This window comes from Streptomyces sp. NPDC031497 (genome assembly GCF_055580905.1).
This window is the reverse complement of sequence record NZ_JBVIKO010000017.1, coordinates 149,102-168,827: the sequence shown is the minus strand read 5'-3', so window position 1 is coordinate 168,827 and position 19,726 is coordinate 149,102. Positions and strand designations below refer to the sequence as shown.

The 19,726-nt window shown below is 71.7% G+C and carries 14 protein-coding genes; 7 read left to right on the top strand and 7 right to left on the bottom strand.

Annotation, left to right across the window (positions count from 1 at the left end; translation table 11 throughout):
• Positions 1-145: 145 nt before the first annotated feature.
• Entirely contained in the window at positions 146-1,672 is a 1,527-nt protein-coding gene (locus ACZ5K7_RS30845; RefSeq protein ID WP_468918422.1) for a flavin monoamine oxidase family protein, read from the bottom strand.
• Positions 1,673-2,005: 333 nt separating this feature from the next.
• Positions 2,006-3,499: a 30S ribosomal protein S1 gene (gene rpsA, locus ACZ5K7_RS30840; protein WP_189947373.1), complete on the bottom strand. Its 1,494-nt coding sequence runs from the start codon at positions 3,497-3,499 to the stop codon at positions 2,006-2,008.
• 315 nt (positions 3,500-3,814) lie between these two features.
• Here rpsA and ACZ5K7_RS30835 point away from each other — a divergent pair, with 315 nt between their 5' ends.
• Together ACZ5K7_RS30835 and ACZ5K7_RS30830 are read left to right on the top strand one after the other, a co-directional pair.
• On the top strand, positions 3,815-4,714 hold the full coding sequence (locus ACZ5K7_RS30835; RefSeq protein WP_468918285.1) for a class I SAM-dependent methyltransferase: 900 nt from the start codon (positions 3,815-3,817) through the stop codon (positions 4,712-4,714).
• A gap of 139 nt (positions 4,715-4,853) precedes the next feature.
• Positions 4,854-7,613, top strand: a complete 2,760-nt coding sequence (locus tag ACZ5K7_RS30830; protein ID WP_468918283.1) for an ATP-dependent helicase C-terminal domain-containing protein — start codon at positions 4,854-4,856, stop codon at positions 7,611-7,613.
• Here the strand turns inward: ACZ5K7_RS30830 and pgfA are convergent.
• The 3 genes from pgfA to ACZ5K7_RS30815 form a co-directional block, all read right to left on the bottom strand.
• Positions 7,603-8,595: a cell envelope lipid trafficking protein PgfA gene (gene pgfA / locus ACZ5K7_RS30825; RefSeq protein ID WP_450971708.1), complete on the bottom strand. Its 993-nt coding sequence runs from the start codon at positions 8,593-8,595 to the stop codon at positions 7,603-7,605. The two genes, ACZ5K7_RS30830 and pgfA, sit on opposite strands and share 11 nt — an antisense overlap.
• A 21-nt stretch (positions 8,596-8,616) precedes the next feature.
• Positions 8,617-8,751: an SPW_0924 family protein gene (locus tag ACZ5K7_RS30820; protein WP_351695065.1), complete on the bottom strand. Its 135-nt coding sequence runs from the start codon at positions 8,749-8,751 to the stop codon at positions 8,617-8,619.
• A 164-nt stretch (positions 8,752-8,915) separates the two neighbouring features.
• On the bottom strand, positions 8,916-10,691 hold the full coding sequence (locus ACZ5K7_RS30815; protein ID WP_468918279.1) for a lytic transglycosylase domain-containing protein: 1,776 nt from the start codon (positions 10,689-10,691) through the stop codon (positions 8,916-8,918).
• A gap of 313 nt (positions 10,692-11,004) precedes the next feature.
• Here ACZ5K7_RS30815 and ACZ5K7_RS30810 point away from each other — a divergent pair, with 313 nt between their 5' ends.
• On the top strand, positions 11,005-11,844 hold the full coding sequence (locus ACZ5K7_RS30810; RefSeq protein WP_468918276.1) for a DUF4184 family protein: 840 nt from the start codon (positions 11,005-11,007) through the stop codon (positions 11,842-11,844).
• Here ACZ5K7_RS30810 and ACZ5K7_RS30805 read toward each other — a convergent pair.
• Positions 11,780-12,151 (bottom strand): hypothetical protein, encoded by a 372-nt coding sequence (locus ACZ5K7_RS30805; RefSeq protein WP_468918273.1) that lies wholly within the window; start codon positions 12,149-12,151, stop codon positions 11,780-11,782. The genes ACZ5K7_RS30810 and ACZ5K7_RS30805 overlap by 65 nt on opposite strands.
• 301 nt (positions 12,152-12,452) lie before the next feature.
• Positions 12,453-15,179, bottom strand: a complete 2,727-nt coding sequence (polA, locus tag ACZ5K7_RS30800) for a DNA polymerase I (protein WP_468918271.1) — start codon at positions 15,177-15,179, stop codon at positions 12,453-12,455.
• Between the two features lie 256 nt (positions 15,180-15,435).
• On the opposite strand from polA, the gene ACZ5K7_RS30795 reads away from it, so the two are divergent.
• The 4 genes from ACZ5K7_RS30795 to ACZ5K7_RS30780 all read left to right on the top strand — a co-directional run bounded on the left by ACZ5K7_RS30795 (position 15,436) and on the right by ACZ5K7_RS30780 (position 19,544).
• Positions 15,436-17,730 (top strand): FdhF/YdeP family oxidoreductase, encoded by a 2,295-nt coding sequence (locus ACZ5K7_RS30795; protein ID WP_468918268.1) that lies wholly within the window; start codon positions 15,436-15,438, stop codon positions 17,728-17,730.
• A gap of 88 nt (positions 17,731-17,818) precedes the next feature.
• Entirely contained in the window at positions 17,819-18,304 is a 486-nt protein-coding gene (locus ACZ5K7_RS30790; RefSeq protein ID WP_468918266.1) for a PaaI family thioesterase, read from the top strand.
• A gap of 236 nt (positions 18,305-18,540) precedes the next feature.
• Positions 18,541-18,954, top strand: a complete 414-nt coding sequence (locus tag ACZ5K7_RS30785; protein ID WP_468918263.1) for a hypothetical protein — start codon at positions 18,541-18,543, stop codon at positions 18,952-18,954.
• Complete coding sequence (locus tag ACZ5K7_RS30780; protein ID WP_468918260.1) at positions 18,951-19,544, top strand: Tat pathway signal sequence domain protein; 594 nt, start codon at positions 18,951-18,953, stop codon at positions 19,542-19,544. The genes ACZ5K7_RS30785 and ACZ5K7_RS30780 overlap by 4 nt, the downstream gene beginning before the upstream one ends.
• Positions 19,545-19,726: the final 182 nt, after the last annotated feature.

The following is a 19,726-nucleotide window of genomic DNA, read 5'->3' as shown; positions in this document are numbered from 1 at the left end:
CGCCCCCGTCGACCGGCCGTTCACCGACTTCTCATGCCGCAGGTGCGGGCACACGCGCGTGCCCGCACCTGCGGCCGCCCTGTCGGCACCCCGCTCTGTCGCGCCCTGGCGGGCGCTGTCGGGCGCTGTCGGGCGCTGTCGGGCGCTACGCGGACAGCACGCGCGCGTGCAGTGCGGTGACCGCCTTCCGCGCGGAGCTGAACGCGCCGTGCTGCCAGGCGTCCGTGTAGCTGAGCCAGTCGCCGGCGAAGTAGACCCGGCCGGTGGGCTCGTTGAGCGGCTTGTAGCGCACGTCGTCGGGGCCGCCGGGGGTGTCGTGCCAGGCGGCTTCCAGGTGGGGGGTCTGGCGCCAGTGGTGGGAGAAGGAGGAGACCAGTTCGGTGCGGTACTTGGCGCCGTAGATCTTCACGCCGGCGGCCACCGCGCGCTTCTCGCGCTGGGCCGGGGTGAGCGCGGCGTAGGAGTCGGCGTCGGTGTCGTAGTTGTAGTAGCCGATGAGGACGCCGCGTTCGCCGTGGAAGCCGTACGAGGGGTGCCAGATGTGGGTGACGTCCTGGTCGGTCTCGGTGATGCCGCCGTAGATGCGGTGGTCCAGTTCCCACCAGCGGGAGCGGTATTCGAGGCCGATCTTGGCCGCGGACGACGGGGTGACCGCCGCCAGGGCGCTCTGCACGCCGGAGCCCAGGTTGTGCGGCACCTTGGCGAGGATGTTGGGCGGCATGGCGGCCACGCAGTAGTCGGCCTCGACGACCTTGGTACGGCCGCCCTGGGTGTACGTCACGGTGACGCCGTGCCCCGTGTCGGTGATCTTGGAGACGGCGGCTCCGGTACGGATGCGATGGGCGCCGATCGCCCGGGTGAGTGCCTTCGGTATCCGGTCCATGCCGCCGACCGGCTGGAACATGAGCATCGCCTGGTCGAAGCCGAACTCGAAGGAGAAGTAGCGCCCGACACCGCTCGCGAACACCTCGGAGGCGGCCGGCACATCGCCGAGAAGCACCCCGGGGGTGCCGGCGGCGGCCGGTACGGTCGTGTATCCGCGCCGCTCACCGCCCTCGTACGTCAGCTTGTCGCCGAGCGCTCCCCAGTCCTTGAGGAACTCGACGAGCCGCTCCTGGTCGGTGGCCGTCAACTCCTTGTCCAGGGCGCCCTTGTCGGTGGCCTTGGCGAGCAACTCCGCGACATAGCCGTACACATCGGCCTTGGCGGTGCGGTAGCGCTCGGGCCCGGTCATGCCGGCGGACTCGTTGTAGAGGTACGCGTCGGCGTTGGTGTTCGTGAACACCTCGATGGGGACGCCGAGTTCACGGCAGTAGTCGAGGGTGATCATCCACTGGGGTATGCGGGCCGGTCCGGCGTTCATGTAGTGGCCGTCGGCGAAGCGCGCGGTCTGCCGGTTGCCGTGGAGGTCGGTGGTCGAGTCCCCGCCGCGCACGGTGAAGTTGCGTCCGCCGGTTCGGTCCCTGGCCTCCAGGATCGTACAGTCGTAGCCGGCCTTGCCCAGTTCGTACGCGGTCGCGAGGCCGGCGATGCCGCCGCCGAGGACGACGACCCTGGCCGCGGCGCGCCCGGTGAGGGTGAAGTCGCTTGCGCCCGGCGCCCGGAAGGGCTGTTCACGCTGGGCGGCCTGGGCGGTGGGAGCGAGGCCGAGGGCTCCCATGGTGGCGAGCATGGTGCCGGCGCCTCCGGTGAGACCGACGTTCCGCAGGAACGTCCGCCGGCTCGTCCCTGACCTGTACTGAGGCTGTGCCATGCCTGGGCTCCTCTCCCGATCTTGAACGAAGACCGGGGAAGCGTCCCAGCACCGCGTTACGGCCCAGCGGTTACTCGTGTATCCCACACGTTTCGACCGGCGTCCACGCCAACTCCCCTCAGGGACGCGGGTAACCGCGCGACAAGCCCCCCCCCACCGAGCCGTCGGCCGAAGAACAACCGGACAACACCAAGGGGCCGCACCTCGAAAGGTGCGGCCCCTCAGTTACCGGCTAAGCCCGGCGGCTGGCGTTCAGCTCTGGCCACCCGCGAGCTTCTCGCGCAGCGCGGCCAGCGCCTCGTCGGAGGCCAGCGCACCGGAGGTGTCCGCACCCTCGGAGGAGTACGAACCGCCACCCGAAGCGGCCGGAGCGGCAGCCTCGCCACCCTCGGCGGCAGCGGCAGCGTCGGCCTCGCGGCTCTTGATGACCTGCTGCTGGTGCTGCTCGAAGCGCTGCTGCGCCTCGGCGTACTGGTGCTCCCACGCCTCGCGCTGGGTCTCGTAGCCCTCGAGCCAGTCGTTGGTCTCGGGGTCGAAGCCCTCGGGGTAGATGTAGTTGCCCTGGTCGTCGTACGAGGCGGCCATGCCGTACAGGGTCGGGTCGAACTCGACCGAGGCCGGGTCGGCACCGAAGGACTCGTTGGCCTGCTTCAGCGAGAGGCTGATGCGACGACGCTCGAGGTCGATGTCGATGACCTTGACGAAGATCTCGTCGTTGACCTGGACGACCTGCTCCGGGATCTCCACGTGGCGCTCGGCCAGCTCGGAGATGTGGACCAGACCCTCGATGCCCTCGTCCACGCGGACGAACGCACCGAACGGAACCAGCTTCGTGACCTTACCCGGGACGACCTGACCGATCTGGTGGGTCCGGGCGAACTGCTGCCACGGGTCTTCCTGGGTCGCCTTCAGCGACAGGGAGACACGCTCGCGGTCCATGTCGACGTCGAGGACCTCGACGGTGACTTCCTGGCCGACCTCGACAACCTCGGACGGGTGGTCGATGTGCTTCCAGGACAGCTCGGAGACGTGGACCAGACCGTCGACGCCACCCAGGTCCACGAAGGCACCGAAGTTGACGATCGAGGAGACCACACCGGAGCGGACCTGACCCTTCTGGAGGGTCGTGAGGAACGTCTGGCGGACCTCGGACTGGGTCTGCTCCAGCCAGGCACGGCGGGACAGGACCACGTTGTTGCGGTTCTTGTCCAGCTCGATGATCTTGGCCTCGAGCTCCTTGCCCACGTAGGGCTGGAGGTCGCGGACGCGGCGCATCTCGACCAGGGAGGCCGGGAGGAAGCCGCGGAGGCCGATGTCGAGGATGAGACCACCCTTGACGACCTCGATGACGGTACCGGTGACGATCCCGTCCTCTTCCTTGATCTTCTCGATGGTGCCCCAGGCACGCTCGTACTGGGCGCGCTTCTTCGAGAGGATCAGGCGGCCTTCCTTGTCCTCCTTCTGGAGAACAAGGGCCTCGATCTCGTCACCGACGGCGACGACCTCGTTGGGGTCGACGTCGTGCTTGATCGAGAGCTCGCGGCTCGGGATTACACCTTCGGTCTTGTAACCGATGTCGAGCAGGACCTCGTCCCGGTCGACCTTCACGATGACGCCGTCGACGATGTCGCCGTCGTTGAAGTACTTGATCGTCTCGTCGATCGCGGCGAGGAAGGCTTCCTCGTTACCGATGTCGTTGACCGCTACCTGCGGGGTGGTGGCGGTGGTCTCGGTGCTGCTCGTCATGTGAGAAAGGGCTCCGGTACGGACATTGAAGTCGTAGGTACTGCTTACGCCGGGAGCCTGTTTCGCTCTGTAGAAGCCGGACAGCCTAGGAAGCGTCACCTGTACCACTGGTGACGCCTCGACAACCGAGGGGACATACAACAGATGCGAGCGCAGCCTGCTACGTCTGAGGTGCGCAGGCCCGCAGCGCAACTTGTAGCATACGGGGGCAGCCGGACAGGGTCAATGCGCGAAGGCGCACACCCGGGGCGGATCGCCGCATTCCCGGCACAAAAGCCGTCCCGCGAGGCCACGCAGGCCTGACAGACCTCCTCCGTGACACCCCCTGAACGGGTTGCACGGAAGAGTACGACGAGGGAGCCGATCATCCAAGAGCCCGATTCGTTCGACCTCGAAGAGGCCGGGTCACAGACCGGAACCGAGGACGAACCCGAAGCCACCCGGCGTGCCGCCGGTATCACGGAGAGCAGCCGGGCCAACCGGGGCTGGTGGGACCGCAACGCCGACGAGTACCAGGTCGAGCACGGCACGTTCCTGGGCGACGACCGTTTCGTGTGGGGCCCGGAGGGCCTCGACGAGGTGGAGGCGGAGCTGCTCGGCCCGCCGGAGGACCTCAAGGGCAAGGACGTCCTGGAGATCGGCGCCGGCGCGGCCCAGTGCTCGCGCTGGCTGGCCGCCCAGGGTGCCCGTCCGGTCGCCCTGGACCTCTCGCACCGCCAGCTCCAGCACGCGCTGCGCATCGGCGGATCGTTTCCCCTGGTCTGCGCCGACGCCGGTGCGCTGCCCTTCGCCGACGGCTCCTTCGATCTGGCGTGCTCGGCGTACGGCGCGCTCCCCTTCGTCGCCGACCCGCGTCTGGTGCTGCGCGAGGTGCGGCGGGTACTGCGCCCGGGAGGCCGTTTCGTCTTCTCCGTGACGCACCCGATCCGCTGGGCGTTCCCGGACGAGCCGGGCCCCGAGGGCCTCTCGGTCTCCGCCTCCTACTTCGACCGCACGCCCTACGTGGAACAGGACGAGGAAGGCCACGCGGTGTACGTCGAGCACCACCGCACGCTCGGCGACCGGGTCCGGGACATCGTCGCCGCGGACCTGCGGCTGGTCGACCTGGTGGAGCCGGAGTGGCCGGCCTGGAACACCGCCGAATGGGGCGGCTGGTCGCCGCTGCGGGGCAGCCTCGTCCCGGGGACCGCGATCTTCGTGTGCGAGCGGACCTGAGCCGACGGCTGCGGACCTGAGCCGCCGGTCCGACGGTCCTGACGGCTGCCGGCGGCTCGGACAAGGGAACGCGCGCAAGCGCACGCGCGCGTGGGGACGTTTCGGCGGCCGTAGGACGCGGCCGTAAGACACTGGAGCCGTGATCCGTTACGACGCCCTGCACGCGCTGCCCGTACGGCAGGCCCTGCCCAATCTGGACGACGCCCTGGAGGGGCACGGCACCGCCGTCCTCGTGGCGCCGCCCGGCACCGGCAAGACGACGCTGGTGCCGCTGGCGCTGGCCGGGCTGCTCGACGAGGACCGACCCGCGCGGCGGGTGGTCGTGGCCGAGCCCCGCCGGATCGCGGCGCGCGCGGCGGCCCGCCGGATGGCCTGGCTGCTCGGTGAGCCGGTGGGGCGGAGCGTCGGCTACACCGTGCGCGGCGAACGGGTCGTGGGCCGGCACGCGCGCGTGGAGGTCGTCACGACCGGTGTGCTGTTGCAGCGGCTGCAACGCGACCAGGAGCTGTCGGGCGTGGACGTCGTCATCCTCGACGAGTGCCACGAGCGGCATCTGGACGCCGACACGGTGGCGGCCTTCCTCTGGGACGTACGGGAGACGCTCCGCCCGGAGCTGCGCCTGGTGGCCGCCTCGGCGACCACGGACGCGCAGGGGTGGGCGCGGCTGCTGGGCGGTGCGCCGGTGGTCGAGGCGGACGGCGTGTCGTACCCCGTGGAGGTGGTGTGGGCACCGCCGGTGCGTCCGGTGCGGCCGCCGCACGGGATGCGGGTGGATCCGGCGCTGCTGGCTCAGGTGGCGTCGGTGGTGCGGCGGGCCCTGGCCGAGCGGCCGGGGGACGTGCTGTGCTTCCTGCCGGGCGTGGGCGAGATCGCGCGGGTGGCGGGCCGGCTGGGTGACCTGGGGGACGTGGAGGTGCTCCAGGTCCACGGCCGGGCACCGGCGTCCGTCCAGGACGCGGTGCTGGCGCCCGGCGAGCGGCGCCGGGTGGTGCTGGCCACCGCGGTGGCCGAGTCGTCGCTCACGGTGCCCGGGGTCCGGGTGGTCGTCGACTCCGGGCTGGCGCGGGAGCCTCGGGTCGACCACGCGCGCGGGCTGAGCGCGCTGGCGACGGTACGGGCGTCACGGGCGGCCGGGCGGCAGCGGGCGGGCCGCGCCGGGCGGGAGGCTCCGGGGGCGGTGTACCGCTGCTGGTCCGAGGCCGAGGACGCCCGCCTGACGCCCTTTCCGGCGCCGGAGATCAAGGTGGCCGACCTGACGGCGTTCGCCCTCCAGACGGCCTGCTGGGGCGATCCCGGGGCGGCCGGGCTGGCGCTGCTGGATCCGCCGCCGGGCGGGGCGATGGCGGCGGCACGGGAGGTGCTGACGGCGATCGGGGCGGTCGGCTCCGCCGGACGGGCCACGGAACGGGGGCTGCGGCTGGCCCGGCTGGGGGTGCATCCGCGGCTGGGGCGGGCGTTGCTGGACGGCCCCGGCGGGAGCGCCGAGGTGGTCGCGCTGCTGAGCGAGGAACCGCCGCGGGAGTACGGGGACGACCTGGCGGGCGCGTTGCGCAACGCCCGGCGTGGCGGCGACGCCTACGCCGGCCGGTGGCGCGCGGAGGTACGCCGGCTCCGGGCGGGCGACCAGGGCACGCCGGCCGGCCCGGCAGACGACCGGCGCGCCTCGGCCGACACCTCCGCCGGCCTGGCAGACGACCGGCGCACCTCCGCCGGCCCCTCCGCCGGCACCACCGCCAGCACGGCAGACGACCGGCACCCCTCGGTCGGCACCACCGCCGGCACGGTGGCCGACCCGCGCACCTCCGCCGGCACCACCACCGGCACGGCAGACGACCGACGCCCCTCCGCCGGCCCCTCCCCCGGCACGGTGGCCGACCCGCGCACCTCGGCCGGCCCCTCCGCCGGCGCGGTGGACGGTCGCGCCGTGGACGACCGCTCGGTGGGACTCGTCGCCGCTCTTGCCTTCCCCGAGCGCGTCGCCAAGGCCGATGGCGGGTCGTATCTCATGGCCTCCGGCACCCGGGCCGAGCTCGCCGACGGCAGCCCGCTGCGCGGTGCCCCGTGGCTGGCCGTGGCCGTCGCGGACCGTCCGGTCGGCAGAGGGCACGCGCGCGTGCGGCTCGCCGCGGCGGTGGACGAGGGCACGGCCAGGTCGGCGGCGGCGTCGCTGTACGCGGAGGACCAGGAGGTCCGCTGGGCCGACGGGGACGTCGTCGCACGGCGCGTGGAGCGGCTCGGCGCGATCGAGCTCGTGGTACGGCCGCTGCGGGACGCCGATCCCGCCCTCGTCCGCGCCGCGCTCCTCGACGGGCTGCGGCAGGAGGGGCTCGGCCTGTTGCGGTGGACGCCCGACGCGGCCGTGCTGCGGCAGCGGCTCGCGTTCCTGCGGCTGCGCCTCGGGGAGCCGTGGCCCGACGTCTCCGAGGACGCGCTGCACGCGCGCGTGGACGAGTGGCTGGAGCCGGAACTCGGGCGGGCCCGGCGCCGGGCCGATCTCGGGAGGATCGACGCCGGAGAGGCGCTGCGGCGGCTGCTGCCGTGGGCGAGCGGGGAGGCGGGACGGCTCGACGAGCTGGCGCCCGAGCGGATCGTCGTACCCAGCGGGTCGCGGATCCGGGTCGACTACGGGAACCCCGAGCAGCCCGTGCTCGCCGTGAAGTTGCAGGAGATGTTCGGGGCGCGGGAGTCGCCGGCCGTGGCCGGGGTGCCGGTGCTCGTGCATCTGCTGTCACCCGCCGGGCGCCCCGCCGCCGTCACCGCCGACCTCGCCTCCTTCTGGAAGGACGGGTACAAGGGCGTACGGGCGGAACTGCGCGGTCGCTATCCGAAGCATCCCTGGCCCGAGGATCCCGCCGCCGCCGAGCCCACCCGGCACACCAACGCGCGGCTCAGGCGCTGACCGGTTCCGGGACCGCGGGCTCGGCCGGCCGCGGGTCGGCCGGGCGGCGGCCGAGGGCTTCCAGGCAGAGGGCGAGGGCGAGGAGCGCGATGCCGAGGGACAGGAAGCCCCACGGGAGGTAGGAGGTCAGCATCAGGACGAGCGTGCGGTTCTGCTTGACCAGGGCGACCGTGTGCTCGACGTAGTCCTCGCGCATCTTCACGTCGCCTGCGAAGGCCGTCACCTTGGCGCGGCCGCCCAGCAGGGTGCCGCCGCGCAGCTCCTCCTTGTGGATCTCCTCGCCGTAGACGGGCGCCCCGGTGACGGGTTCCACCCAGAACTTGCGGACTGTCGTGTACCAGCGGGTGGTGCCGGTCTTGGCGACCGTCTCCGGGGTGATGCCCTGCACCGGCATCTTCTTGGGCATGGGGACCTTGGTCCAGGGGATGGTCTGCTCGAAGTAGTAGACCTTCACGCCCCGGAAGGTCTGCGTCCCCTTGTAGTGGATGGGGTTGGTGGTGCGGGTCTGCGCGTCGAAGTACTCGTAGTCCCGTCTCTCGGTCAGGAAGGGCCACTTGAACTCGATGCCGTCCCGTTTCACCGGGTCCCCGTCGACCATCTCGCCGGTGGCGTGAACGGGTTCCTGGCTGTGGGCGTCGAAGATGTAGCGCTCGGGGATCTCGGAGACCATCTTGCCGTCGGGTCCCTGGACGTAGGACAGGCTGTCCCAGACGACGACGTCCCGTCCCGCCGTCTTCTCGATCTTCTTCGCGGCCGCCACGTCGCCCTTGAGGGTCTGCACGATGGTGACCTTCGGGACCTTCTTCGCCTTCATGGTGCCGTAGTCGAGGAGCGTGGCGTCCTTCGCCTCCAGGACCATGTCCTGGTACTGGTTCGCGGGGATCTTGGCCAGGCGCGGGAAGGCGTACCAGCGCAGCAGCGGGGACAGCGCCGCGAAGAACACGGCGCAGGCGAGCAGGACCAGACTGGCCTTGCGGCGCATCTCGGCCTCCCGGGGCGGCGGTTACGGATGTGAAGGCACCGTCGTGAGCAGCGGCTTGGGGGACGTCTTTCCGGCCGGCGAGCCCAGGGCGCTGATCGTGACGACCAGGATCAGCGCGAGGGCGAGACCGGTCGCGGCGGCGATCAGGGCACGCATGCGGGGCCTCCCAGCGGCGGACTGCTTCCCGGCGGTCTTCCTGATGGATCGTCAGGTGCGGGCACCGTAGCAACGGGAGGGTGAGATGAGAACAGGTCGTACGACGGCGAAGGGCGCCGTCCCGCGTCGGCGGGAGGGCACCCTTGTCGTCGTACGACCGTGGATCAGGAGGTGGCGGAGGCGCTCGGGGAGGCGGAGGCCGACGCGGACTCGGAGGCGGACGGGCTCGGCGACGGGCTCGGCGACGGGCTCGCCGAGGTGTCGGCCGCGGCGACCGTCAGCTCCACGGTGAGGGTCGCGCCGCCGGTGGTGGTGATGCGGAGCAGGAACGTGCCGGTGGTGTCGTCCGCGTACAGCTTGGGCAGGGTGAGCAGGCCGTTGGCGTCCGTCTTGAGGTCCGTGAGGGTCCGGACGGGGTTGCCGTTCGCGTCCTTGAAGTACGGGCCCTTGTCGTTCTCGCCGGTGTCGTCCGCCGACTTGACGAGCGTGGCGGTGGCGGCGACCTGGTCGGCGACGGCGCCCTGGTAGGTGGCCTTCGCCTGCACCTGGTCGGCGAACTCGGCGCCCGGGGTGCAGGTCAGCGCGGTGGTGTTGACGAGGGCGACGGTGTCGGCGGCGCGCGCGGTGACCGTCGCGTCGTACTCGACCGGGGTGATCGTACGGCCGACGACGGTGGCGCGGACCGTGAAGTCGCCGGTCTTCTCGCCCGCCTGGAGCGACGGCGCGACCGCGACGCCCTTGCTGTCGGTGGTGACCGTGGCGACGCTCTCGCCGCCGGTGAAGGTGGTGTCCGTGTCGCCGACGATGGTGAAGCGGACGCGGACCTTGGCGACGATCCGGCCCGCCTTGGTCTCGGCGCGGGTGCTGATCCTCTTGGTGAACGCGTCGCCGGCCGTCGCCGTGAGCTTGGCGGTGCCCGCGTCCTCCAGGTGGTCCACGGTGTCGGTGGCCGTGGGCGGCAGGGTCGGGGTGGTGCTCGGCGTGTCCGGCTTCGGCTCGGTGGGCTTGGGCGTGCCCGGCGTGCTCGTGCTCGGCGTGCCGGGCGTCGGGGAGCCGCCGGAACCCGAACCGCTGCCGGACCCGCCGTCGCTGCGGTGGCTGGGCACGGTGCCGGTGCCGTTCGGGATCGAGTGGGTGCCCTTGCGGTAGAACTCGTACCAGGACAGCACCAGGTTGAGGTAGTCCTGCGAGTTGTTGTAGCTGAGGATCGCGCTGTTCATGTCGGCCTGGACGGACAGGTCCCAGCCGTTGCGGCACAGGTAGTGGCCGGCGGCGAGCGCCGCGTCGTAGACGTTGTTGGGGTCCTTGACGCCGTCGCCGTTGCCGTCGCGGCCCGCCCACGCCCAGGTCGAGGGGATGAACTGCATGGGACCGACGGCCTGGTCGTACTGGCTGTTGCCGTCGTACTGGCCGCCGTCGGTGTCCTGGATGAGCGCGAAGCCGTTGCCGTCGAGCTGCGGGCCCAGGATCCGGTGCAGGGTGTTGCCCTCGGCGTCGACGTCGCCGCCGCGGGCCTGCCCGGACTCGACCTTGCCGATGGCGGCGAGCAGCTGCCAGGGCAGGTTGCAGCCCGGCTTGGAGCCGCGCAGCTCCGCCTCGGCCTTCTTGTAGGCGTCCAGGACGGTGGCGGGTATGCCGGCCTCGGCCGCGCCCCGGGAGACGGCGGTGCCGATGCTCGGCGAGGAGGCTGTGGGACTGGCGCTGGGGTTCGGGCTGTTGAGCGGCGGCAGGTCCGTGTAGTACGGCGAGTTGCCGGTGGCGCCGTCGGCCGCGCCGGCTCCGTCGGGTGCGGAGGTGCTGGCGCCGGCGTTCGTCTGCCGGCCCGTGTCGCCGCCCGTCGCCCCGGGTGCCTGGGACGCGGACAGAGCCGCTACCGCCAACGCGGCCGCGGCGGTCGTCGCCGCTCCCTTGCGCAGCCGCCTGCCGAATTGCGCCGCCATAAGGTGAACCCCTCCCATGGGGCGCCTTCCGAGCGCCCGTCTCCGTCTGTCTGCTCGCCCCTGGTGTGACGGTTGACCTGGTGCTGTGGTTGCCCCCTGTTACCTCTTTCGAGTGGTGAGGTAGCGCCGCCGTGGTGCACGCCGGGGCGGCGACCCAGGCGACACTACGACAACTTCCATTCCGCGGACACCCGGCGGTGCCCGATTTTCACCAGTTGGCCATTCCCCGTTGAACGATCGTGGTGTCGCGGATACTTGTCGTACGCGATCACTTGTTCGGCACTCGGGCCGACGACTGTTCCAGGGAGACCGGGTGCCGTTCACTCTCAGCCACGCCGCCGCCGTCCTGCCCGCCGTGCGGAGCGACGGGACCGGGCGAGGGCGGCTGGTGCCGGCGGTGCTCGTCGCGGGGTCCTTCTCCCCCGACCTCACCTACTACGCGGCGAGCGCGGTGCCGGACGCGATGGAGTTCGGCGCGTTCACGCACTCCTTCACGGGCGTCTTCACCGTGGACGTGCTCTTCTCCTGGGCGCTGGTGGCGCTGTGGGTGCTGGTACGGGAGCCGCTCGTGGCCCTGCTGCCCCGGACCCGGCAGAGGCGCCCGGCGGCCCTGCTGCGCTGCGGGGCGCCACGCGCGCGTGCCGGTCTTTCCGTCGCGGCCCGTTGGTACGTCTCCGCCGTGCTCGGCGCGCTCACGCATGTCGTCTGGGACGCGTTCACGCACCACGACCGCTGGGGGACCCGGCTGGTCCCCGCGATCGGCCGGCACGTCGCGGGCGTGCCGCTCTACACCCTGCTCCAGTACGGCACTTCGGCGGTGGCCGCGGCGGTGCTCGCCGTGTTCGTGGTCCGTGCGCTACGGCGGGCGCCGGCCGGGGAGCCGGTGGGGGTGCCGCTGCTGTCCGCCCGGGACCGGTGGTGGGCCGGGGTCGGGATCGCCGGCTGCGCCCTGGTCGCCGCGGTGCAGCGGGCCACGCGGTGGTGGGCTTACCGGGGTTCGACGGCGAAGTACTGGGAGCTGTTGCCCACGGTGCTGTTCGGGGCGGGCGCGGGGCTGCTGCTCGGGGTGCTCGGGTACGCCGTGGCGGTCAGGGTGTGGCGTCCGGCTCCGGTGGCCGACGGCGTGCGCCGGCGCCCTTCGGCCGTTCGGTGAGGGTCGCCACGAACACGGTCATGGTGCGAGGGCGACGAGGGCCGGGCAGTGCGCTGACGACCAGCGTGAGATAGCTGCGGGCGAGATCGAGCCACTGCCGCGGGTCGGGGCGGGTGCGGAGTCTGCGCCGGAGGCGGGCGACCGCCTTGCGCGCGGTGACGGCCAGGTCGGTGGGGATGCGTGCGGAGCTGGCGCCGGGTGCCATGGCCGGGGCCGACGAGGCCGCCGTGACCTGCACCGCGGCGGAGCGGGCCTTGGCCGGGGGCCTGGTCTGGGGCGTCCGGCCGTGAAGCATGCGTATACCCATGCCCGCATCCTTGCCGCTGCCGGGGGCGGGGGCGTTCTGACGGGGTCCAGCTGAGTGATGACGGCGCCCCGGCGACCGGCGGCGGGCGCCGGGGCGCCGGGGCGCCGGTTTGGTGGATCGGCGCCCGCCTCCGGCTCTCGCCGGAGGCCAAGGGGGTCGGGTGAAGTCGGCTACGGTTCGGCAACGCCCTGAAGGGGCGCTGGGGGTACCCCCAGCCTTCGGCGGGGGGAGGAACTGCGCGGCCGACCACGACGGCGCCGCCGCCGGCCGACAGCACCTCGCGGCACATCCAGCGGAGCGCTCAGTGGGCCGCTGATTCCCAGTCCGGGCCGACGCCGACCGAGACGTCCAGGGGCGCCCTGAGGCGGACCGCGTCGGGCATTTCGCGGCGGAGGATCGCCTCGGCCTCGGCGCGCTCGCCGGGTGCGATCTCCAGGACGATCTCGTCGTGCACCTGGAGGAGCATCCGGGACTTCAGGTCCGCCTCGCGCAGCGCCCCGTCCACCTTCAGCATGGCCATCTTGACGATGTCCGCGGCGGTGCCCTGGATGGGCGCGTTGAGCGCCATCCGCTCGGCCGCCTCACGGCGCTGGCGATTGTCGCTGTTGAGGTCGGGGAGGTAGCGGCGGCGGCCGAAGAGGGTCGCGGTGTACCCCGTGGCGCGTGCCTCGTCGACCACCCGGCGCAGATAGTCACGGACCCCGCCGAACCGCTCGAAGTACGTGTCCATCAGGGCCCGGGCCTCGCCCGCGTCGATGTTCAGCTGCTGGGAGAGGCCGAACGCCGACAGTCCGTACGCGAGGCCGTACGACATCGCCTTGATCTTGCGGCGCATCTCCGCGTCGACGGCCGTGCGGTCGACGGAGAACACCTGCGAGGCGACCGTGGTGTGCAGGTCCTCGCCGGAGGTGAACGCCTCGATCAGGCCCTCGTCCTCGGAGAGATGGGCCATCACCCGCAGTTCGATCTGGCTGTAGTCGGCCGTCATCAGCGACTCGAAGCCCTCGCCCACCACGAAGCCCCGGCGGATCGCCCGGCCCTCGTCGGTGCGGACCGGGATGTTCTGGAGGTTCGGGTCGGTGGAGGAGAGCCGGCCGGTCGCGGCGACCGTCTGGTTGAACGTGGTGTGGATACGGCCGTCCGCGGCGACCGTCTTGATCAGGCCCTCGACCGTCACCCGCAGCTTGGCCTGCTCACGGTGCCGGAGCATGATCACCGGCAGTTCGTTCTCGGTCTGGCCGGCCAGCCAGGCCAGCGCGTCGGCGTCGGTGGTGTAGCCGGTCTTGGTCTTCTTGGTCTTGGGCAGGGCCAGCTCGCCGAAGAGGACCTCCTGGAGCTGCTTGGGTGAGCCCAGGTTGAACTCGTGGCCGGCCGCCGCGTGCGCCTCCTTCACGGCCTGCTGGACGGCGCCCGCGAACATCTGCTCCATCGCTTCGAGATGCGCGCGGTCGGCCGCGATGCCGTGCCGCTCCATGCGGGCGAGGAGGATGGAGGTCGGCAGCTCCATGTCACGGAGCAGGTCCGCCGCGCCGACCTCCTGGAGCCGCTCCCCGAAGGCCTCGCCGAGGTCGAGGATCGCGCGGGCCTGGATCATCAGGGCCTCGGCCTCGGCACCGTCGTCGGCGCCGAAGGCCAGCTGACCGTCGGCCGCGGCGGCGGGGGCCAGCTCGCGGTGCAGGTACTCCAGGGACAGCGCGTCCAGGTCGAAGGAGCGGCGGCCGGGCTTGACCAGATAGGCGGCGAGCGCGGTGTCCATGGTGACGCCGTCGATGCTCCAGCCGTGCTCCGGGAAGACCCGCATGGCGCCCTTGGCGTTGTGGAAGACCTTGGGCCGCTCGGCGTCGGCCAGCCAGGCCGTCCACGCGTTCTCGTCGGCCTCGTCGAGCTCCGCCGGGTCGAACCAGGCCGCCGCTCCCGTGGCCGCGGCCAGCGCGACCTCGGCGACCGAGCCGGTTCCCAGCGCCCAGGTGTCGACGGTGGCGATGCCCAGCGCCTGCGTGCCGTGCTCGGCGAGCCAGCCGGCCAGTTCGCCGGTGCCGAGGACGGTGCCGTCCACCGCCACGCCCGCCTCGGCGACCGGCGTGGCCTCGGCCTCCTCGGCGCCGGGGTCGACGGCATAGAGCCGCTCGCGCAGCGACGGGTTGCGGATCTCCAGGGTGTCCAGGATCATCGCGACGCTCTTGCGGTCGTACGGCGCGCGCTCCAGGTCGGTGACCGTCTTCGGCAGCTCGACCTGGCGCTCCAGTTCGGTGAGTCGGCGGTTGAGCTTCACCGAGTCCAGGTGGTCGCGGAGGTTCTGGCCGGCCTTGCCCTTCACCTCGTCGACGCGCTCCACCAGCTCGGCGAAGGAACCGAACTGGTTGATCCACTTCGCGGCGGTCTTCTCGCCGACACCGGGAATGCCGGGGAGGTTGTCGGACGGGTCGCCGCGCAGGGCCGCGAAGTCGGGGTACTGGGCCGGCGTCAAGCCGTACTTCTCGAAAACCTTCTCCGGGGTGAACCGGGTCAGTTCGGAGACGCCCTTCGTCGGATAGAGGACCGTGGTGTGGTCGGTGACCAGCTGGAAGGAGTCGCGGTCGCCGGTGACGATCAGGACCTCGAAGCCCGCGGCCTCGGCCTGGGTGGCGAGGGTGGCGATGATGTCGTCGGCCTCGAAGCCCGCGACCGCGAAGCGCTGCGCGTGCATCGCGTCGAGCAGCTCGCCGATCAGCTCCACCTGGCCCTTGAACTCGTCCGGGGTCTTGGAGCGGTTCGCCTTGTACTCGGTGAACTCCTCGGAGCGCCAGGTCTTGCGGGAGACGTCGAACGCCACCGCGAAGTGCGTGGGCGCCTCGTCACGCAGGGTGTTGGCCAGCATCGACGCGAAACCGTAGATCGCGTTCGTCGGCTGGCCCGTCGCGGTGGTGAAGTTCTCCGCGGGCAGCGCGAAGAACGCGCGGTAGGCCAGCGAGTGCCCGTCCATGAGCATCAGCCGGGGACGGTCTGCGCCGGAGGTCTTGTCGGTCTTCTTCGATGCTGTTTCTGCCACGCCCCCGATCCTGCCACGCCCCACTGACAGCGAGGGCCGACGGTTCGGGTCGCGGTGAGCCCGGCGCCGCCGGACAGCGCCCGTGGCCGATCGCCGTCGCTGCGGAAAAAACCCAGGACCGGGGTGGGCCGGGAGGCGCGGCTCTGGCAAACATTGGTTCCGTCGCGCTCTGCCGACCGCCCTCGGTCGTTGTCGGCGGCGCGTGCGAGTATCGGATGTCCAAGGCACAGGTGCCGGCGTAGAGGGAGATCGTGCGATGGCGACGAAGCCGCCCAAGGGTGATCCGGTCCAGGACTCGCCGCAGGTCGCGGAGCCGAAGCACGCGGCCGCGGGGCTCCCGGCCATCGGGCACACCCTGCGCATCGCCCAGCAGCAGATGGGGGTCAAGCGCACCGCGCTGACGCTGCTGCGGGTCAATCAGAAGGACGGCTTCGACTGCCCCGGCTGCGCCTGGCCGGAGCCCGATCACCGGCACACCGCCGAATTCTGCGAGAACGGCGCCAAGGCCGTGGCCGAGGAGGCCACCCTGCGCCGGGTGACGCCCGAGTTCTTCGCCGAGCACTCCGTCGCCGATCTGCACCACCGCAGCGGCTACTGGCTCGGCCAGCAGGGCCGGCTCACCCACCCCATGTATCTCGCCGAGGGCGCCGAGCACTACGAGCCGGTCGGCTGGGAGCGTGCCTTCGACATCATCGGTGAGGAGATCGCCGCTCTCGGCTCACCCGATGAGGCCGTCTTCTACACCTCGGGCCGGACCAGCAACGAGGCCGCGTTCCTGTACCAGTTGTTCGCGCGCGAGCTGGGCACCAACAACCTGCCGGACTGCTCCAACATGTGCCACGAGTCCTCGGGCTCGGCGCTCAGCGAGACGATCGGCATCGGCAAGGGCAGCGTCCTGCTCGAGGATCTGTACAAGGCGGATCTGATCATCGTCGCCGGGCAGAACCCGGGCACCAACCACCCCCGGATGCTCTCCGCGCTGGAGAAGGCCAAGGCCAACGGCGCGAAGATCATCAGCGTCAATCCGCTTCCGGAGGCCGGCCTGGAGCGGTTCAAGAACCCGCAGACCCCCCAGGGCATGCTCAAGGGCGCCGCGCTCACCGACCTGTTCCTGCAGATCCGCATCGGCGGCGACCAGGCCCTGTTCCGGCTCCTCAACAAGCTGATCCTGGAGACCGGGGGCGCGGTCGACGAGGAGTTCGTGCGCGAACACACGCACGGGTACGAGGAGTTCGCCCAGGCCGCCCGTGCCGCCGACTGGGAGGAGACGCTCGCCGCAACCGGCCTCACCCGCGCGGAGATCGAGAAGGCCCTCGGCATGGTGCTCGCCTCGCAGCGCACGATCGTCTGCTGGGCCATGGGACTGACCCAGCACAAGCACTCGGTCCCGACGATCCGCGAGGTCGTCAACTTTCTTCTGCTGCGCGGCAACATCGGCCGCACCGGCGCGGGCGTGTGCCCGGTCCGCGGCCACTCGAACGTGCAGGGCGACCGCACGATGGGCATCTTCGAGCGCCCGGCCCCGGCCTTCCTGGACGCCCTGGAGAAGGAGTTCGGCTTCGCGCCCCCGCGCGAGCACGGCTTCGACGTCGTCCGGGCCATCCGCGCGCTGCGCGACGGCGAGGCGAAGGTCTTCTTCGCGATGGGCGGCAACTTCGTCTCCGCGACCCCCGACACGGAGGTCACCGAGGCGGCGATGCGGCGGGCGCGGCTGACCGTGCACGTGTCGACGAAGCTCAACCGCTCGCACGTCGTGACGGGCGCGCGGGCGCTGATCCTGCCGACGCTCGGCCGCACCGAGCGCGATCTCCAGGGCAGCGGCGAGCAGTTCGTCACCGTGGAGGACTCGATGGGCATGGTGCACGCCTCGCGCGGCCGCCTGGAGCCCGCGAGCCCGCACCTGCTGTCGGAGCCGGCGATCGTGTGCCGGCTCGCGCGCCGGGTGCTCGGTGACGGCAGCGCCACCCCCTGGGAGGAGTTCGAGAAGGACTACGCGACGGTCCGCGACCGCATCGCGCGCGTGATCCCCGGTTTCCAGGACTTCAACGCGCGCGTGGCGCACCCGGGGGGCTTCGCGCTGCCGCACGGCCCGCGCGACGAGCGCCGCTTCCCGACCGCCACCGGCAAGGCGAACTTCACGGCGGCGGCCGTCGAGTACCCCGAACTGCCCGAGGGCCGGCTGCTGTTGCAGACGTTGCGCTCGCACGACCAGTACAACACCACGATCTACGGTCTGGACGACCGCTACCGGGGCATCAGGAACGGCCGCCGGGTGGTCCTGGTCCACCCGGAGGACGCGCGGGCGCTGGGGGTCGCCGAGGGGTCGTACGTCGACCTGGTGAGCGAGTGGAAGGACGGCGTGGAGCGCCGGGCGCCGGGCTTCCGGGTGGTGCACTATCCGACGGCCCGTGGCTGCGCGGCCGCGTACTACCCGGAGACCAACGTACTGGTGCCGCTCGACGCGACCGCCGACACCAGCAACACCCCGGCCAGCAAGTCCGTAGTGATCCGTCTGCAGAGCGGCATGCCGCAGCCGGCGCCCGCCGTCTGAGCAGACGCTCAGTCCGTCTGGAAGAATCGGCGGCCTACTGAGCGTTTGCTCAGTGGAGAGACAGCCGTAAGACGATCGGAGCCGGCCCATGGGCGAGCAGCAGCGAGTGAAGTTCCCGCAGGAGGTCATCGACGAGTACGCCGCCCTCGGTGTCGACCTGCCGGCCCTGTTCTCGGCGGGCCACCTCGGCAACCGGATGGGCGTGCAGATCGTCGAGGCCTCGGCGGACCGGGTCGTCGGCACCATGCCGGTGGAGGGCAACACCCAGCCGTACGGGCTGCTGCACGGCGGGGCCAGCGCGGTGCTGGCGGAGACCCTGGGGTCGGTCGGGTCGATGCTGCACGGCGGCAGCTCGAAGATCGCGGTCGGCGTCGACCTGAACTGCACGCATCACCGCGGGGCCCGCTCCGGCCTGGTCACCGGCGTGGCCACGCCCGTCCACCGGGGGCGTTCCACGGCGACGTACGAGATCGTGATCAGCGACGAGGAGGGCCGCCGAGTGTGCACGGCCCGACTCACCTGCCTGCTGCGCGACCTGAAGGGCGATTCACTCCCCTCCGCAGCCCAGGGCTGACCACCCCCGCCCCGGGGTGAGCACGGTCGCCCCGGGGTTGAGCACAGTCGCCCCCCGGGGTGAGCACCTTCACCCCCGCAGGGCTGAGCGCCTTCGGCCCCCGCAGCCGCCCGCCCTCGCCCCGCGGGACTGCGCCCCGCCCGGTCGCCGGGCCTGGACCCGCCCGCCGCCCAAGGCCAAGGCCCATCGCCGACGGGCCCATTGCTCCCCGCCGTCCCCGCCCTTAACGTCGGCGCATGGGACGGCGAGGAGGCACCCTGCCGGGTGGAGCGACCGCACTGGTTCTCGGACTCGCTCTGCTGACCGGCTGCGGTACCACCGGCACCCCCGCCCACACCACCGCGGCCTCCACGTCACCGTCGGCGTCACCTTCGGCGTCACCGTCGGCGACCTCCGACGCCGCGCTGTGCGCCGCGATCGTCGCGCACTGGTCACGCGAGGTACTCGACAGCGGCACCTACGGCGACTACCAGTCGATGGGGCTGTCCAACGGCCAGTACGAGATCCTCCGGGACGTCGTGGACGCCGCGCGAGCCGTGAGACACCGTCAAGGGGCCGCTGCCGCCGACCAGTTGATCGACCGCCGGTCGCGTGCCGCCTGCACCGGGCGATACCGCGACGGCGCACCGACGGGAGGCCCCTGGCAGTGAGCGGAACGACCGGCATCGGCCCCGTCGAGCCGGGCGAGGGCACCCAGGGCCGGGACCTGCCCGAGCCGGAAGCCGCCCCTCCCCCGCACCCCGGCCGCCGTCGCGCCGCCCTCGCGCTGGCCGCGACCGCCGCCCTCCTCGCCGCCGGCGGCTACCTCTACACGACCCGGCCGCACGACCCGCCGCCGCCCGAAGTCCCGTACCCCGCACAGACGGTGGCGTTCGTCTTCCTGGGCGACCGGGTCACTCCGCACGGCGCCCCGACCCGCAGCTTCAGCTTCGCGGTCCGGATGAGCGTGCTGGAGGGACCGCCGGTCACCGTGGACCGGATCGGCCAGCCCTACGCCGGTCTCTCACTGACCGAGACGCCACCCACACCTTTTCGGACAAAGTCGGGCTCACCGCGCGACATCACGATAACGATGCATGCGACCGACTGCGCGACGGTTCCGAAGGACGCCGGACTTCCTTTCCTGGACGTAACTCTGCGTAATACGCGCGCAATACAAGTACAGAGTTTCATCCTGGGGTCCCGCTACGCACAACACCTCTCACACTCCCTGAAAGTCGCCTGCAGCAACGATGGGTAAGCGTTTTCCGGTAATCACCAAAAGCCCCGAGACGCCTGATCCGATTACGGCGGGTCCTGCGGGTTCTCAGCATGCGGACGGTGCGAATCGGCCTGAATTCCACTCTTCTCCACACCATGTACCGCTCTGCATTACCTCGTGTCATAACAAGAGCGTCACAGCATGGGTCAGACCCTCCTCCC

Bases quoted from the DNA above. Each gene is read 5' to 3' on its own strand.
- ACZ5K7_RS30845 (WP_468918422.1), bottom strand. From the start codon at position 1,672: ATGCTCGCCACCATGGGAGCCCTCGGCCTCGCTCCCACCGCCCAGGCC.
- rpsA (WP_189947373.1), bottom strand. From the start codon at position 3,499: ATGACGAGCAGCACCGAGACCACCGCCACCACCCCGCAGGTAGCGGTC.
- pgfA (WP_450971708.1), bottom strand. From the start codon at position 8,595: ATGCGCCGCAAGGCCAGTCTGGTCCTGCTCGCCTGCGCCGTGTTCTTC.
- ACZ5K7_RS30820 (WP_351695065.1), bottom strand. From the start codon at position 8,751: ATGCGTGCCCTGATCGCCGCCGCGACCGGTCTCGCCCTCGCGCTGATC.
- ACZ5K7_RS30815 (WP_468918279.1), bottom strand. From the start codon at position 10,691: ATGGCGGCGCAATTCGGCAGGCGGCTGCGCAAGGGAGCGGCGACGACC.
- ACZ5K7_RS30805 (WP_468918273.1), bottom strand. From the start codon at position 12,151: ATGGGTATACGCATGCTTCACGGCCGGACGCCCCAGACCAGGCCCCCG.
- ACZ5K7_RS30795 (WP_468918268.1), top strand. From the start codon at position 15,436: ATGGCGACGAAGCCGCCCAAGGGTGATCCGGTCCAGGACTCGCCGCAG.
- ACZ5K7_RS30790 (WP_468918266.1), top strand. From the start codon at position 17,819: ATGGGCGAGCAGCAGCGAGTGAAGTTCCCGCAGGAGGTCATCGACGAG.
- ACZ5K7_RS30785 (WP_468918263.1), top strand. From the start codon at position 18,541: ATGGGACGGCGAGGAGGCACCCTGCCGGGTGGAGCGACCGCACTGGTT.